We start from the raw sequence: 14,775 nt of genomic DNA, 5'->3' as shown, positions 1-14,775 counted from the left end.
ATTAACTGTGAATGTAATCACAGATTGAAAACGGTTACATGGCTGAATCGCCTGAATTAGTGACGGACTCCACATTTTGCCGCTGCGCCACCGAATGACGCCGCACCAGCGTTGGCATAAAGATGTGCGTTGCCGTGTCATCCAGCAGTCCGGCTGCGCCCTGCAGTGCCAGCTCAGTGGCGATTTTTGCCATAGATACAATGGGATAGCGCACAGTGGTTAACTGTGGATCGGTGTAACGGGAAATGGGGATATCATCAAAGCCAATGACAGAAAAATGCTGTGGCACCTGGATGCCGTTGTCTTTCAGCGCAGTGAGTGCACCAGCCGCCATGCCGTCGTTATAGGCAAACACCGCACTGAGGTTGAGATTGCGTCCCAGCAGCTCCACCATCGCCGCTTCGCCGCCCTGCATATCGGGCTCTGCGCTGGCTATCCAGCTCTCCTGCGGCCGGATGCCCTGCTCTGCCATCGCCTGAATCCACCCTTCACGGCGCTGCGCCACATCTTCGATGGGATGGCTGGAACAGAGATAGCCAATGCGGCTATGCCCCTGCTGTAGCAGGGTTCGTGAGGCCATCAACGCACCCGTGACGTTATCCAGACTGACACTGCGGTGTTCAAATCCGGGCACGATGCGGTTAATCACCACCATGCCCGGAACGTGGCGCATAAAATCCGCCAGTTCAGCGTCAGGCAGCGTTTTCGCGTGTACCACCAGGGCGCTGCAACGCTGACGAATCAGCACTTCAATGGCATGACGCTCTTTCTCTTCCTGATGCCAGGAGTTGCTGATTAACACATGTTTGTGCACGCGCTGCGCCACGGTATCCACCGCTTTAACCAGTGCACCGAAGAAGGGATCCGAAACATCCATCACCACCACGCCAATGGTGTCACTGACCTGCGTCGCCAGCGCCTGCGCATTGGCGTTGGGGCGATAGCCCAGCGCTTCCACCGCCTGTAACACGGCGTCGCGGGTGTCAGAGGTGACGGCGCTGCTCTGATTAAGGACGCGCGACACGGTCGCCACCGACACGCCAGCCTGACGGGCAACATCACGAATTGTTATCATGCAGCAGTTCCACAAAGGAAAAATAAGGCATCACGCCGGGTTGAACACCGGCGCTATTTTGTCAGGGGCAGGAGGCGTACAGCGTGAATTGCGTCACATCAATGAAAACGGTTACATACAATTCTGTAACCTTTGTGATGGCGGTCATTATCTGGCGTTGTCAGTGATGCGCGATTTACCGGCTGAGATCAGCGTGAGCCGCCGCCACAGCCACTCCAGCGGACCCTGTGCGAAGAAATGTAACCAGATGAGTGAAAAGAGGATATTGATAAGCCAGACCGCAGGCACCATCAGCACCAGCTCCAGCCGGGTGAAGTGCATATAGAAGCCGAAGCGATAGAACAGCGTGGTGCAGATCAGCGACTGCAGCAGATAGTTGGTCAGCGCCATGCGGCCCACGCACTGAATGGCATAGCTGATGCGCCAGCGCGCTATCTGCGGCCAGTAAGCCAGACAGAGCGCGGCATAGCCCAGGCTAATCAGCGGGCTGGCGAGATCGCGCGGGGCTTGCAGATAAAAAGCGGTCCAGCGGAATTCCCAATGTAACAGCCATTGCGCTGCCACACCGGCCACCGCAATTAACAACCCCATCGTCAGCAGCAGCGCCGCCGCCTGACGGTAATGTTGCGCTGAAAACTCGCCGATCAGCCAGCCACTGCGCAGCAGTGCGCCACCGATCATCATCAGGCCCGCCAGCTGCCAGCCATACTGCGCCGCCAGCGCCATCAGTCCTGAAGAGAGATGATCCAGCCGGTTCTGTATCGCTTCCCAGCCGCCGGTCAGTTTCCAGTACTGTTCATATTGCAGATCGGCAGCACCTGGCAGCCAGGATCGGGTCGGTTCAGGATCGGAGATTGACCCAAACACCAGCAGAACGCCACAGCCCACCAGGTAGAGCAGAATGCCGGTATTCATCAGGCTGCGGGTGGAAGGGACATCGCGCACTACCCGCCAGACCACCAGTCCGATAATGCCGTAGTCCAGCAGGATATCGCCCTCCCAGAGAAAGACGCCGTGCAGAAAACCGATCAGCACCAGCAGTGAGAGCCGGGCAGTCAACCAGCGACTGCCGCGTGGCAGCTGCATTTGCAGACCTGCGCCAAACAGCAGCGCAAACAGGGTGAGGAATTTGAGCTGGGCAAAGGCGTCAGAGATCGCCCATGTCCAGACATCGGACAGGCTGACGCTGCCCTGCCATGCCGGATTAAGGTAGGCGGCAGAAGGCAGGCCGAAGCCGACAATATTGAGCAGCAGAATGCCGAGAATGGCACATCCACGAATGAAATCCAGCGCGTGATAGCGTTGCATGCGGCACCTGCACCATTGAGGCGGGCAACGTTATGCGCCCGCCGTAGACTCAACTATGGCGCACCGCGCGCAAAAATTCCTGGCGGGTATTCTGGCTGGACTTGAACAGGCCGCCCAGAGAGGTCGTCGTGGTGGCGCTGGTGGCATCTTTTACGCCACGCGCTTTCACGCAGTAATGCACCGCATCAATAGAAACAGCCACATTGTTGGTGCCCAGCAGCGTCTGCAGTGCGACCAGAACCTGCTGCGTCAGACGCTCCTGCACCTGCGGGCGCTGGGCGAAGAACTGCACGATACGGTTGATTTTCGACAGGCCAATCACCTTTTCTTTGGGAATGTAGGCGACGGTCGCTTTGCCATCGATGATCACAAAGTGGTGTTCACAGGTGCTGGTCAGCGTGATATCACGCACGGTCACCATCTCATCAACCTTCATTTTATTCTCAATGACGGTGATTTTCGGGAAGTTGGCGTAGTCGAGACCGGAAAAGACTTCATCCACATACATTTTGGCGATGCGATGCGGCGTTTCCATCAGGCTGTCATCTTCAAGATCCAGATTCAGCAGCTGCATAATCTCGGTCATGTGCCCGGCAATCAGACTTTTACGTGTGTTGTCATCTATGTCGCGCGTCGGTGCACGTAACGGCGTTTCCAGTCCACGCGCCAGCAGCGCTTCGTGAACCAGGGCAGCTTCCTGACTTAGGGTGCTCATCTTACTCTTCTCCGGCTGGTGTTGCGCCCGCTAGCTTTTGCCAGCGGGCCCTGTAATCAGGCGCGTATTGTGAAACTTTCTTTGCGGGGAATCCAGCAATCAATCAGATTGGTGATGAAAGCTTTTCACCCGGTTCGCCGCCACACCAGCAGGCCGGCCCAGACCAGGCTGACCCCTGCAACCCACAGGGCAGGCTCCAGCCGATGTAACAGGGCTGTGGAGAGAAAAGAGAGCAGCGGGCCGACCAGCTGCCCGATAGCATAGCCGGTGGTCAGCAGGCCAGCCATGTAGCGCAGATGATTGGGTGCCAGCTCACGGGCGCAGAGCAGCGACAGCTGCACTACGCTGAGGAAACCGCCCCCCACCAGCAGCGCACCGGCCAGCAGGCCGCTAAAGCCTGGCAGCAGCGCCGCGGCAAATACGCCCAGCGCCTGCGCCCACAGCACCAGTGCCAGGCGGACGTGGCTGTGCCCCCATCGTCGCGTCAGGATCCCCAGCAGGATGCCGATCATCGCCGCGCCGCCAAAAATCGGCCAGACAAACTGCGCGAAGATGCCGTCAGGAAACCGCGTGGCGGCCATCTGCGACAAAAAGGTGGCGGGCAGAATGTAGCCAAAGCCCGCCAGACTGTAACTCAGTACCAGCCGTTTAAGGTTGCGGTCCAGCACCAGCGGCTCGGGTGCCTGATCCGGGCGATGCAGTTCGCCCCGACGCGGCAGATTACGGGTAATCAGCGCAATCAGCAGCAGCGCCAGCGCACCGTAAGCGGCCCAGGCCAGACCGGCAGAAACCTGCAATGTGTGCAGCGCTACCCCCAGCAGACCGCTGACAAAAATGCCGCAGCCTGGCCCGGCAAAAACGGCCGCTGACAGCCCTGCCCGGCCATGGCGATGGAGCTGTTCATTGCTCCAGGCCGCCACCAGCACCATCGCCCAGCCGCTGGCCCAGCCAATCAGAAAGCGGATTGCGCCGTGCAGCCACGGTCCGCTGGCGAATGCTGAGAGCAGGGTCAGGATCACCGCGCCCCATACGCCCGCCTGCAATCGCAGCTCAACCCGCCGGTGTGCGCGCATGGCATCAAATGAGCCACACAGATAGCCAAGATAGTTAAGTGCCGCGACCAGGCTGGCACTGGTGAGTGTCAGCTGGTGTGCCTGAATCATCAGCGGCACCTGGGGCGTGAAAGCAAACCGGCCAATGCCCATCGCGACAAATAAGGTTAAAAACGCGCTGAGCGCGACGCGTAACGCCATTGCTGAACTCCTGTTGTTCTGCCCTGAGATCTCTTCTGACTTGCTAACAGCATGAAGGATGATTAAACTCACGGAAAGTGAATAATTTTAACCAACTTGCTTACAGGAAGAGAAGATATGGATTTAGTTCAGCTGCGTATGTTCTGTTCCGTCGCCGAAACGGGTTCGCTGGCGCGCGCAGCAGAACAGCTGCATCGTGTCCCCTCTAATCTCACCACGCGGTTGCGCCAGCTGGAAGAAGAATTAGGTGTGGATCTCTTTATTCGTGAGAAACAGCGCATTCGCCTGTCACCAATGGGCCATAATTTTCTGAATTATGCGCAGCGTATCCTGGCATTAAGTGAAGAAGCGATGAGCATGACCCGCACCGGTGAACCGGCGGGCAACTTTGCGCTGGGCTCAATGGAGAGCACCGCGGCGACGCGTCTGCCCGGCCTGCTCGCCGCCTATCACCAGCGCTTCCCCAAAGTGGCGCTGTCGCTGATTACCGGCACCTCGGGCGAAATCATCGATCGGGTGCGTGAAGGCACCCTGGCGGCCGCGCTGGTGGATGGCCCGGTCTCCCATGACGATCTCAATGGCTGCATCGCCTTTCGCGAAGAGATGATACTGATCACCGGCCTCGATCATGCGCCAATCGCCACCGCGCGCGACGTACAGGACGACACCCTGTTTGCCTTTCGCAACAGCTGCTCTTACCGGGTGAAGCTGGAGAGCTGGTATCGGGACAGCCAGACTGCGCCCAACAGTGTGATGGAGATTCAGTCCTATCACGCCATGCTGGCCTGCGTGGCAGGCGGTGCGGGCGTAGCGATGATCCCGGCCTCGGTGCTGAAGCAGATGGCGGATCGGTCACGGGTGCAGGCGCATACGTTACCTCCCGCTTATCGCGACACCGCCACCTGGCTGATGTGGCGACGCGACGCCTTTACGCCGAATGTTGAAGCACTGAAGTACCTGATTATTGAACAATTTGACGATCGTCCGCTCAACGATGAGCTGATTTACCCATTACAGGCGGCGGAATAAGCGTTCCACGCTATGTTTAAGAGCCTGACCCACCAGGCTTTGAATCATCACGACCACCCGGCGCCACTGCGCGTCACAATCTGACTGGAAGAGGGATTGCATGAATATGATCAAAACCCGTGCCGCTGTTGCCTGGGCTGCTGGCGAACCGCTGAAAATCGAAGAAGTTGATTTAATGCCACCGCAGAAAGGTGAAGTGCTGGTGCGTATCGTTGCGACCGGCGTCTGTCATACCGACGCCTACACCCTGTCCGGCACCGACCCGGAAGGCGTTTTCCCGGCGATTCTTGGCCATGAAGGCGGCGGCATCGTCGAAGCCGTGGGCGAAGGCGTGACCAGCGTTGAAGTGGGTGACCACGTCATTCCACTCTACACGCCGGAGTGTGGCAAATGTAAATATTGTCTTTCAGGCAAAACTAACCTCTGCCAGGCGATCCGTACCACTCAGGGCAAAGGCCTGATGCCGGATGGCACCACCCGTTTCTTTAAAGATGGCAAACCCATTTTCCACTATATGGGCACCTCAACTTTCTCTGAGTACACGGTAATCCCGGAGATCTCGCTGGCGAAAATCAGTAAAGAAGCGCCGCTGGAAGAGGTTTGTCTGCTGGGCTGTGGCGTGACCACTGGCATGGGCGCGGTGATGAACACCGCCAAAGTGAAAGAAGGCGACACCGTGGCGATTTTCGGTCTCGGCGGCATTGGCCTCTCTGCGGTCATCGGCGCGAAGATGGCGAAAGCGGGCCGCATCATTGCCATCGACCTTAACACCAGCAAATTCGATCTGGCACGCAAACTGGGTGCCACCGATCTGATCAACCCGAAAGATTACGACAAGCCGATTCAGGATGTGATTGTCGAGCTGACCGACGGCGGCGTGGATTTCTCGTTTGAATGTATTGGTAACGTCAACGTGATGCGTTCCGCGCTGGAGTGCTGCCACAAAGGCTGGGGCGAGTCCGTGATTATCGGCGTCGCCGGTGCCGGTGAAGAGATCTCCACCCGTCCCTTCCAGCTGGTGACCGGTCGCGTCTGGCGCGGTTCCGCGTTTGGCGGCGTCAAAGGCCGCTCGCAGTTGCCTGGCATTGTGCAGGATTACCTCGACGGTAAATTTGCGCTGAACGACTTCATCACTCACACCATGCCGCTGGAAGAGATCAACGACGCCTTTGATTTGATGCACGAAGGAAAATCGATTCGCTCGGTCGTGCACTTTAACAAGTAATCAGGAGGCGTTATGGCATCCACTCTGGAGCTACTGGAAGAACACCGTATTTTTGGCGGCTGGCAGCAGCGCTGGCGTCATCAGTCTTTGCTGCTGAATTGCCCGATGACCTTCAGCATCTATCTGCCTGGGCCGCACGGTGATGCGCCGCCGCCGGTGGTCTGGTTTCTGGCCGGGCTGACCTGTAACGATGAAAACTTCACCAGCAAAGCCGGCGCACAGCGGGTTGCAGCGGAACTGGGTCTGGTGCTGATTATGCCGGACACCAGCCCGCGCGGCGAAGGGGTTGCGAATGATGAAGGATACGATCTGGGTCAGGGCGCGGGATTTTATCTCAATGCCACCCAACAGCCCTGGGCCAGCCATTTCCGCATGTTCGATTATCTGAGCAACGAGTTACCCGCCCTGATTGCGGATAACTTCAAGGTCAGTGAACGTCAGTCGATTATGGGTCACTCGATGGGCGGACACGGCGCGCTGATGCTGGCGCTGCGTCTGGGTAACCGCTTTGCCTCGGCTTCCGCTTTTGCACCGATTGTGAATCCGATGCAGGTACCCTGGGGCCAGAAAGCGTTTCAGGCCTATCTGGGCGACGATCGTGCAACGTGGCGGGAATATGACAGCTGCCAGCTGATGGCGGAGGTGTCGCATCGGCTGCCAATGCTGATCGATCAGGGCGACAGCGATCAGTTCCTGGCCGATCAGCTGCAACCGGAGCGGTTACAAGAGGTCGCGAATGAGGTGGGTTTCCCGCTGACGTTGCGCATTCAGCCAGGTTATGACCATAGCTACTTCTTTATAGCCAGCTTTGTGGAAGATCATCTGCGCTTCCATGCGCAGCATCTGCTGGCGTAAACAATCAGGGCCGCAATCGCGGCCCTGAACTTTTATGCCTGCTCTGCTGGCTAACGCTCTGTCACAGAGCCAGCGTCCTGCCAGCCTGCCCTGTAAAAATTTCTTTCTCAGAACAGTGATGCTCAGCGCCCTACCGGACGCCTCCTCAATATCAGACCAGTGCCGGGCCGGTCAGCCCGTCGATCATCACCTGCGGGATACCACGCGAGCAGTGTTCGATACGACCATCGACGCCATACACCTTTGCCAGAGTGGCAGGCGTGATCACCTTATCCGGCTGCCCTTCCGCCACCAGCGCGCCCTGCTTCAGCATCAGCGCATGTTGCGCATGACGCAGTGCAATATTGATGTCATGCACCACTACCACCGTCACGATGTTACGCTGAGCGGTTTCGCGCCGCACCAGATCCATCACGTGAAACTGGTAGTTGAGATCCAGCGCGCTCAGCGGTTCATCCAGCAGCAGCAGCTTAGGGCGACGGATCAGTGACTGCGCCAGCCCGACCAGCTGTTTCTGTCCGCCGGAGAGCTGATCGAGATATCGCATCGCCAGATGGGCAATGCCCAGCTGCTCCAGCAGATGCATGATTTCCGCTTCGCTGCTGGCGCTGTGCAGACCACCGGAGGCACGCTGCGCCACGATGATCGACTCCAGCACATGCAGATGCACGCCCGCAGGCAGCGACTGCGGCAGATAAACCACGTTCTTCGCCCGCCGGGCAAACGGCTGGGTCATGAGATCCTCACCGTTGAGCCACATCTCGCCCTGGCCTTTGTTCAGCCCGGCCAGTGCACGCAGCAGCGTCGATTTACCACAGCCATTCGGCCCCAGCAGCACGGTGATCTCGCCGCGCGGCAGCGGCGCGATATTAAGATTATCAATGACTTTATTTTTTGGGTACCCGGCACTGAAGCCGCGTAACGTCAGACCCTGTTTCATCATACCGTCCCCCGATGACGCAGAATAATACTCAGGAAGAACGGCACGCCAATCAGTGAGGTGACAATGCCAACCGGGATGATTACACCGGGGAGCAGGTTTTTCGAGGCGACCGACGCCAGCGACAGCACCAGCGCGCCGACCAGCGCACTGGCGGGCAAATAGAAACGGTGATCTTCACCAAACATCATGCGGGCGATATGGGGAGCGACCAGCCCAATGAAACCGATCGGGCCGACAAACGCGACCGCCAGGGCAGAGAGGATGCTGATGCGCAGTAAGGTAGTCAGACGCAGACGACGCACATCAATGCCAAAGCTTACCGCGCGGTCTTCGCCCAGACGCAGCGCCGTCAACTTCCAGCTGCTCATCATGGAAAACGGCACCAGAATGGCCAGCGCCACGCTCAGCACGCCCAGCTTCTCCCAGGAGGCGCGCGCCAGGCTGCCCATGGTCCAGAACACCAGGCCCTGCAGGGTATCTTCGCTGGCGATGAACTGCATCATGGATACCAGGGCGTTAAAGGTGAAGACCAGCGCGATACCGAACAGCACCACGCCCGCCGAAGAGACCTGAGTCCAGCGGGTCACGGCATCCAGCATCAGCGCGGCAAACAGAGCAAAGACAAAGGCGTTGGCAGAAATTAACCACTGATCGGGAATGCCGGGAATACCCACGCCGAGGATGATGGCCAGCGCGGCGCCAAACGCCGCCGCCGATGAGACACCGAGGGTAAACGGACTGGCCAGCGGGTTATTCAGGATGGTCTGCATTTCAGCGCCCGCCAGACCCAGCGACAGCCCCACCACCAGCGCCATCAGCGCATAGGGCAGACGAATGTCCCAGACAATGACGCGCGTGCCGGCATCCACGCTCTCGGGGCTGAGCAGCGTATTCCACAGCGTTTCAAGTGAGAGTCCCGCCGGACCCAGCGTGAAGTCGAGGATCAGCGAGGCGAGTATCGCCAGCAACAGCACGCCAATCCAGATTAAGCGGCGGCGCAGCACCTGATGATAGTTTTGCATGGTGTGGTGAAGCGTCTCTTCCCCCGCCAGCAGCGAAGTTTCGGTAGTCATGTTTGAACCCTGTGTGGCTATCACGTCAGAAAACGCAGCCACAATAGTGCAGGTGATAATAATTATCAATTCGAGAACATAAGCGAGACGTGAAAAAACAGTAAAAAACGGTGTTGCAGGCAGGAGAATGGCTCAGGGAGCCTGCGCCTTTCGCAAAGACGCAGAACCCGCCATCCCTGGCGGGTTTTGTGCGGGCGATGACGCAGAGTTAATCTTTGTGAACCGGAAACTCCATTTCGCTGTACTTAACGAAACGGCTGCCGCGCGTCAGCTTGTAGCCGAACCAGATAATCAGGAACAGCGGAATGCCGATATAGGTTGCCGCCACGCCATACCAGTCGATGCTGTCGTTAAGGAATGCCTGGTAGTTCTGACCCAGCGTGATGATCAGGCAGAGCACAAAGGCGAAAATCGGACCCAGCGGGAAGAAGCCGGAACGGTAAGGCAGATCGTTCAGGTCACGTCCCTGGGCCACATAGCCCCGACGGAAGCGATAGTGACTGATGGCAATACCCAGCCAGGCAATAAACCCGGTCATGCCTGAGGTATTCAGCAGCCACAGATAGACTTCCTGATTACCAAATTTTGAGGTCAGGAAGCACAGTCCGGCCACCACGGTGGTGGCCCACAGGGCATTACGCGGCACGCCGCCCTTTGAGAGCTTCGCGAAAATCCGTGGCGCTTTACCTTCGCTGGCAAGGTTGTAAAGCATACGCGTTGACGCATACATCCCGGAGTTACCCGCTGACAGCACAGCCGTCAGGATCACCGCATTCATGACGGCGGCGGCAGAGAGCAGACCGGCGTTCTGGAACACCAGGGTGAACGGGCTGACGCTGATATCGTCGATATCATTGTGCAGCAACTGCGGATCGGTGTATGGCAGGATCAGGCTGATAATCAGGATAGCGAACACATAGAACAGCAGGATACGCCAGAAAATCTGCCGCACAGCGCGCGGAATATTTTTCGCCGGATCTTCAGATTCGCCCGCCGCGATACCGATCAGTTCGGTGCCCTGGAAGGAGAATCCCACAATCATCGCCACCCCAATCATCGCCGCAAAGCCGCCCGCAAACGGCGCGTCGCCCACCTGCCAGTTCTGCCAGCCCGCATGTTCAGCACCGCGCATAATGCCGGTGATCATCAGCACCCCAACGATGATAAAGATAATCACGGTGGCCACTTTAATCAGCGAGAACCAGTATTCCGCCTCGCCAAAGCCTTTGACCGAAATGTAGTTGAGCAGGAACATCAGCCCCAGGAACAGCGCGCTCCAGATCCAGCCAGGCGTGTCGGGGAACCAGTAGTTCATCACCAGCTGGGACGCTACCAGGTCAACCGCGATGGTCACCGCCCAGTTGTACCAGTAGTTCCAGCCGAGTGCGAAACCAAAGCCCTCTTCGACATATTTCGCGCCGTAGGTGGCGAAGGAACCCGATACCGGCATGAACGCAGCCAGTTCGCCGAGGCTGGTCATCAGGAAGTAGACCATCAGGCCGATGAGGATATAGGAGAGCAGTGCTCCGCCCGGGCCAGCCTGAGCGATGGTGGCACCGGAGGCGACAAACAGGCCGGTACCAATGGAGCCGCCGATGGCGATCATCGTCAGGTGACGGGCTTTTAACGCACGTCGTAATGCAGGTTGTTGTGTTGTATTTGAGTCATTATGCATGTGTTAACGCTACGCTGGGTAAAAATGAGGCGCGATTGTAGCAGCCAGATCGCCTCTGTATAGCGAATGCCAACCTGTTATTAGTTAACTTCATGATCGCGCCGGAATTATTAGTAATTACTCGCGACAATAGGAAAAAAACCGCGTCAGTGCTTTGGAAATATGCTTCTGCCGGTGATGGATGCGATAGAGCGTGCGGATAAGACGCGGCAGCGGAATCGTCAGTTCAACCAGCGTGCCCGCCTCCAGCAGATCGGCAATCACCCGGCGCGAAAGACAGCTGATGCCCATGCCGTGCCGCACCGCATGTTTAATCGCCTCGGAATTGCCCAGTTCCATGCCCAGCTGAAAACTCGGCAGATGCGACAGCAGCAGATAATCGACAATTTCACGGGTGCCGGAGCCGCGTTCGCGCAGGATCCACGGGGCGTCAGCCAGGGTTTGCAGCGTCACCGGCTGTTGCAGAATTGCCGCATCTGGCGCGGCAAACACCACCAGTTCATCTTCGAGCCAGGGTTCACTGACCAGCTCGGTCATATGGCACGGCCCTTCAATTAATCCGACATCGACGCGGAAATCGGAAACCGCCTGAATCACATCCTGGCTGTTGCCGACACTCAGCTCCAGCGGCAGGCGGGGAAAATCGCGACGATAAGCGGCCATCATACCTGGCAGCAGATAGTTACCGATGGTGCTGCTGGCAAAGATGCGGATCGCGCCGTTATCCTCTTTAAACAGCTGCTCGATTTCGCCCGCCTGCTCCAGCAGCCCTACTGCACGGGGATAGAGCAGCCGTCCATGCTCATTCAGCACCAGCCGTTTGCCGACGCGGTCAAACAGTTGCACGCCGAGCTGGCTCTCCAGATCGGCCAGCGCTGCACTCACCGCCGACTGCGACAGCGCCAGCAGTTGCGAAGCCTGAGTGGTGGAGCCGCTCTTAAGCACTTCGGTGAAAACTTCAATTTGCCGCAGCGTAATGTGCATCGTTGCCTCTTAACTCAGTGACTGCCTGACCAGGTAAATGATTAATGCCAGCCAGATCAGCCCTATCGCCACCAGCCAGCCTGCAATCTTTTTGCCACGCGAACGTTGAGACTGCGCCCGCTCGCTGCTGCTGATGCGCACCTCTCGCGGCAGTAAACGCAGCAGCACCATGACGCCCGTCGGGATAATCACCGCGTCATCCAGCAGACCGACAAAGGGGATCACATCAGGAATGAGATCGATCGGGCTGATGCCATAGGCGACCAGCCCCAGCATCCCCAGCTTGTTCCACCAGGGTGTGCGGGGATCGCGGAAAGCAAACCCCAGCACAAACACATCTCTTTTGATCAGCGTCGCCCAGCGGCGCAGACGCGAAACTATCATGATTGCTGCCTTATCGTTTATTCTGGTTAATTATAAATATATTATCAATTTCACTTTTAAGCCAGTCGCCGTCATGATCGGGTCTCAACCAGGAGGAGTGACCACCATGACTGAACTGAGCATCGCTAAACCGCATCATCCCGTTCCGCTCTGGATCCCGGGTCTGCTGCTGACCGCCGTGATTGCCGGGGCAGCCAGCTGGCTGGCGCAGCAACCGATGATTGCCGCGCTGGGGCTGGGTTCACTGACTCTGGCGATTATGCTGGGCATCCTGGTCGGTAACAGCATCTATTCGCCGCTGGCGTCACGCTGCGACAACGGCGTGCTGCTGGCTAAGCAGAAACTGCTGCGGCTGGGGATCGTCCTGTTTGGCTTTCGCATTACTTTACAACAAATTGCTGACGTCGGTTTCAGCGGCATCCTGATTGATGCGCTGACCCTGACCAGTACCTTCCTGATAACCTGCCTGCTGGGCATGCGGCTGCTGAAGCTGGATCGCGATACCGTCTGGTTGATTGGTGCGGGCAGCAGTATCTGCGGTGCTGCGGCTGTACTGGCGACCGAGCCGGTAGTGAAAGCCGCGCCGTCGAAAGTTGCGGTGGCTATCGCGACCGTGGTGCTGTTCGGCACGCTGGCGATCTTTATCTATCCGCTGCTGTGGCCGCTGGCGCATGAGCTGTTCCCGGATCTCAGTGCATCGCAGTTTGGTGTTTTTACCGGCTCAACCATCCATGAAGTGGCGCAGGTGGTGGCCGCCGGACACAGCATCAGCCCGGAAGCTGAGAACAGCGCGGTCATTGCCAAAATGCTGCGGGTAATGATGCTGGCTCCCTTTCTGCTCTGCCTGAGCGCCGTGATACGCGGTAAACGTCAAGGAAGCAACGCACGCCAGGCTGTGACGTTTCCCTGGTTCGCCCTGCTGTTTATCGGTGTTGCACTGTTTAACTCGCTGCAGCTGCTGCCTGCCATGGTGGTGGCGACGCTGAATCAGCTGGCGGGTCTGCTGCTGGCGATGGCGATGGCGGCGCTGGGATTGACCACCCGTTTCGGGGCATTGCGTGAGGCAGGCGTTAAACCGCTGCTGCTGGGTGCGCTGGTGTTTGTCTGGTTAATCGCGGGCGGCGGTGCAATCAATCTGCTGGTGCAACATTTCATGGGCTAGCGGCATCGGGTATCATGCCGTCTCATCCGTGCACAGCCCCAGGAGAAAGGCATGAAATATATTGGCGCACATGTGAGTGCGGCAGGTGGCGTGGATCAGGCAGTGATCCGCGCCCATGAAATAGAAGCCACCGCCTTCGCGCTCTTTACTAAAAATCAACGTCAGTGGAAGGCCGCCCCGCTCTCGACTGAGGTGATTGATGCTTTTCGTGCCGCCTGCGAGACGTACAAATTCGGTCCGCAGCAAATCCTGCCGCACGACAGTTTCCTGATTAACCTGGGTCATCCGGTTGAAGAGGCGCTGGAGAAATCCCGCGCCGCTTTTATTGATGAGCTGCGACGTGCCGACCAGCTCGGCCTGACTTTGCTGAACTTCCATCCGGGCAGCCATCTGCATCAGATTGATGAGGAGGCCTGTCTGAAGCGGATTGCGGAGTCGATCAACATCGCTCTCGACCAGAGCCAGAACGTCACCGCCGTCATTGAGAATACCGCCGGTCAGGGCAGTAATCTGGGTTTCCGCTTCGAGCATCTCGCCACCATTATTGAGCATGTTGAAGATAAATCGCGTGTCGGCGTCTGTATTGATACCTGCCATGCGTTTGCCGGTGGCTATGATCTGCGTACCGAAGCGGATTGCGAAGCGACCTTCGCCGAGTTTGAGCGCATTGTCGGCTTTAACTATCTGCGCGGCATGCACCTTAACGATGCCAAAAGCGCCTTCGACAGTCGCGTTGACCGCCATCACAGCCTGGGTGAAGGCAATATCGGCAAAACAGCGTTTAGCTGGCTGATGAAAGATCCGCGGTTTGATGGCATCCCGTTGATTCTGGAAACCATTAATCCTGATATCTGGAAAGATGAGATTGCCTGGCTGAAAGCCGAACAGCAGGGATAGAAAAGGGAGCCAGCTGGCTTAATGCTGGTCAGTTAAGATTAGATTTGTAAAGGCTGTCACGGTCAAACGTGGCAGCTTTTTTGTCAGTGCGAGCGAGCCGCAGTGCGGGCCAGTGCACCGCTGCTGCTGCCGGGCCGTCCTCGCGCCGCTCACGCGGTACCTTCGGCTTTGACGTCGTGCCGACGAACCGTTCGGGG

At 57.8% G+C, this 14,775-nt stretch carries 14 protein-coding genes; 5 read left to right on the top strand and 9 right to left on the bottom strand.

Annotation, left to right across the window (positions count from 1 at the left end):
- Positions 1 to 34: 34 nt before the first annotated feature.
- The 4 genes from galS to NR201_RS08680 form a co-directional block, all read right to left on the bottom strand.
- Positions 35 to 1,075, bottom strand: coding sequence for an HTH-type transcriptional regulator GalS (gene galS, locus NR201_RS08695; RefSeq protein ID WP_022625039.1), 1,041 nt, complete (start codon positions 1,073 to 1,075; stop codon positions 35 to 37).
- A gap of 147 nt (positions 1,076 to 1,222) precedes the next feature.
- Positions 1,223 to 2,383 (bottom strand): DUF418 domain-containing protein YeiB, encoded by a 1,161-nt coding sequence (yeiB, locus tag NR201_RS08690; protein ID WP_010248256.1) that lies wholly within the window; start codon positions 2,381 to 2,383, stop codon positions 1,223 to 1,225.
- Between the two features lie 49 nt (positions 2,384 to 2,432).
- Positions 2,433 to 3,098, bottom strand: a complete 666-nt coding sequence (gene folE / locus NR201_RS08685; protein WP_010248259.1) for a GTP cyclohydrolase I FolE — start codon at positions 3,096 to 3,098, stop codon at positions 2,433 to 2,435.
- Positions 3,099 to 3,223: 125 nt separating this feature from the next.
- Positions 3,224 to 4,351, bottom strand: coding sequence for a YbfB/YjiJ family MFS transporter (locus tag NR201_RS08680; protein ID WP_010671002.1), 1,128 nt, complete (start codon positions 4,349 to 4,351; stop codon positions 3,224 to 3,226).
- Between the two features lie 117 nt (positions 4,352 to 4,468).
- Between NR201_RS08680 and NR201_RS08675 the strand changes: the two genes are divergently transcribed.
- The 3 genes from NR201_RS08675 to fghA all read left to right on the top strand — a co-directional run bounded on the left by NR201_RS08675 (position 4,469) and on the right by fghA (position 7,460).
- The gene (locus NR201_RS08675; RefSeq protein WP_010248266.1) at positions 4,469 to 5,380 is read left to right on the top strand and encodes a LysR family transcriptional regulator; all 912 of its coding nucleotides are present in this window, start codon (positions 4,469 to 4,471) and stop codon (positions 5,378 to 5,380) included.
- 100 nt (positions 5,381 to 5,480) lie between these two features.
- Positions 5,481 to 6,605 carry an S-(hydroxymethyl)glutathione dehydrogenase/class III alcohol dehydrogenase gene (locus NR201_RS08670; protein ID WP_010248270.1) on the top strand — a complete coding sequence of 375 codons (1,125 nt, stop codon included), beginning with the start codon at positions 5,481 to 5,483 and terminating at the stop codon, positions 6,603 to 6,605.
- Between the two features lie 12 nt (positions 6,606 to 6,617).
- A complete protein-coding gene (gene fghA, locus NR201_RS08665; protein WP_033778753.1) occupies positions 6,618 to 7,460 on the top strand; it encodes an S-formylglutathione hydrolase in 843 nt (280 codons plus the stop codon).
- A 151-nt stretch (positions 7,461 to 7,611) separates the two neighbouring features.
- On the opposite strand, the gene NR201_RS08660 is transcribed toward fghA, so the two are convergent.
- The 5 genes from NR201_RS08660 to NR201_RS08640 form a co-directional block, all read right to left on the bottom strand.
- Positions 7,612 to 8,400 (bottom strand): ABC transporter ATP-binding protein, encoded by a 789-nt coding sequence (locus tag NR201_RS08660; protein WP_033758742.1) that lies wholly within the window; start codon positions 8,398 to 8,400, stop codon positions 7,612 to 7,614.
- The gene (locus NR201_RS08655) at positions 8,400 to 9,476 is read right to left on the bottom strand and encodes an iron ABC transporter permease (protein ID WP_010248280.1); all 1,077 of its coding nucleotides are present in this window, start codon (positions 9,474 to 9,476) and stop codon (positions 8,400 to 8,402) included. Before NR201_RS08655 ends, NR201_RS08660 begins: the two co-directional genes overlap by 1 nt.
- Before the next feature lie 208 nt (positions 9,477 to 9,684).
- Positions 9,685 to 11,151 (bottom strand): amino acid permease, encoded by a 1,467-nt coding sequence (locus tag NR201_RS08650; protein WP_022625044.1) that lies wholly within the window; start codon positions 11,149 to 11,151, stop codon positions 9,685 to 9,687.
- 117 nt (positions 11,152 to 11,268) lie between these two features.
- Positions 11,269 to 12,135 carry a DNA-binding transcriptional regulator YeiE gene (yieE, locus tag NR201_RS08645; protein ID WP_010248285.1) on the bottom strand — a complete coding sequence of 289 codons (867 nt, stop codon included), beginning with the start codon at positions 12,133 to 12,135 and terminating at the stop codon, positions 11,269 to 11,271.
- 9 nt (positions 12,136 to 12,144) lie between these two features.
- Complete coding sequence (locus tag NR201_RS08640) at positions 12,145 to 12,519, bottom strand: YkvA family protein (RefSeq protein WP_031592072.1); 375 nt, start codon at positions 12,517 to 12,519, stop codon at positions 12,145 to 12,147.
- A 106-nt stretch (positions 12,520 to 12,625) separates the two neighbouring features.
- Between NR201_RS08640 and NR201_RS08635 the strand changes: the two genes are divergently transcribed.
- On the top strand, positions 12,626 to 13,681 hold the full coding sequence (locus NR201_RS08635; RefSeq protein WP_256849665.1) for a YeiH family putative sulfate export transporter: 1,056 nt from the start codon (positions 12,626 to 12,628) through the stop codon (positions 13,679 to 13,681).
- Between the two features lie 51 nt (positions 13,682 to 13,732).
- Positions 13,733 to 14,578, top strand: coding sequence for a deoxyribonuclease IV (nfo, locus tag NR201_RS08630; protein ID WP_010671008.1), 846 nt, complete (start codon positions 13,733 to 13,735; stop codon positions 14,576 to 14,578).
- Positions 14,579 to 14,775: the final 197 nt, after the last annotated feature.

It is taken from the genome of Pantoea sp. Fr-CA_6, from assembly GCF_024520895.1.
Taxonomy (GTDB): Bacteria; Pseudomonadota; Gammaproteobacteria; order Enterobacterales; family Enterobacteriaceae; genus Pantoea; species Pantoea agglomerans.
Note: the sequence above shows the minus strand (reverse complement) of the source record. Positions and strands in the feature narration are given on the sequence as shown.

Bases quoted from the DNA above. Each gene is read 5' to 3' on its own strand.
- galS (WP_022625039.1), bottom strand. From the start codon at position 1,075: ATGATAACAATTCGTGATGTTGCCCGTCAGGCTGGCGTGTCGGTGGCG.
- yeiB (WP_010248256.1), bottom strand. From the start codon at position 2,383: ATGCAACGCTATCACGCGCTGGATTTCATTCGTGGATGTGCCATTCTC.
- folE (WP_010248259.1), bottom strand. From the start codon at position 3,098: ATGAGCACCCTAAGTCAGGAAGCTGCCCTGGTTCACGAAGCGCTGCTG.
- NR201_RS08680 (WP_010671002.1), bottom strand. From the start codon at position 4,351: ATGGCGTTACGCGTCGCGCTCAGCGCGTTTTTAACCTTATTTGTCGCG.
- NR201_RS08675 (WP_010248266.1), top strand. From the start codon at position 4,469: ATGGATTTAGTTCAGCTGCGTATGTTCTGTTCCGTCGCCGAAACGGGT.
- NR201_RS08670 (WP_010248270.1), top strand. From the start codon at position 5,481: ATGAATATGATCAAAACCCGTGCCGCTGTTGCCTGGGCTGCTGGCGAA.
- fghA (WP_033778753.1), top strand. From the start codon at position 6,618: ATGGCATCCACTCTGGAGCTACTGGAAGAACACCGTATTTTTGGCGGC.
- NR201_RS08660 (WP_033758742.1), bottom strand. From the start codon at position 8,400: ATGAAACAGGGTCTGACGTTACGCGGCTTCAGTGCCGGGTACCCAAAA.
- NR201_RS08655 (WP_010248280.1), bottom strand. From the start codon at position 9,476: ATGACTACCGAAACTTCGCTGCTGGCGGGGGAAGAGACGCTTCACCAC.
- NR201_RS08650 (WP_022625044.1), bottom strand. From the start codon at position 11,151: ATGCATAATGACTCAAATACAACACAACAACCTGCATTACGACGTGCG.
- yieE (WP_010248285.1), bottom strand. From the start codon at position 12,135: ATGCACATTACGCTGCGGCAAATTGAAGTTTTCACCGAAGTGCTTAAG.
- NR201_RS08640 (WP_031592072.1), bottom strand. From the start codon at position 12,519: ATGATAGTTTCGCGTCTGCGCCGCTGGGCGACGCTGATCAAAAGAGAT.
- NR201_RS08635 (WP_256849665.1), top strand. From the start codon at position 12,626: ATGACTGAACTGAGCATCGCTAAACCGCATCATCCCGTTCCGCTCTGG.
- nfo (WP_010671008.1), top strand. From the start codon at position 13,733: ATGAAATATATTGGCGCACATGTGAGTGCGGCAGGTGGCGTGGATCAG.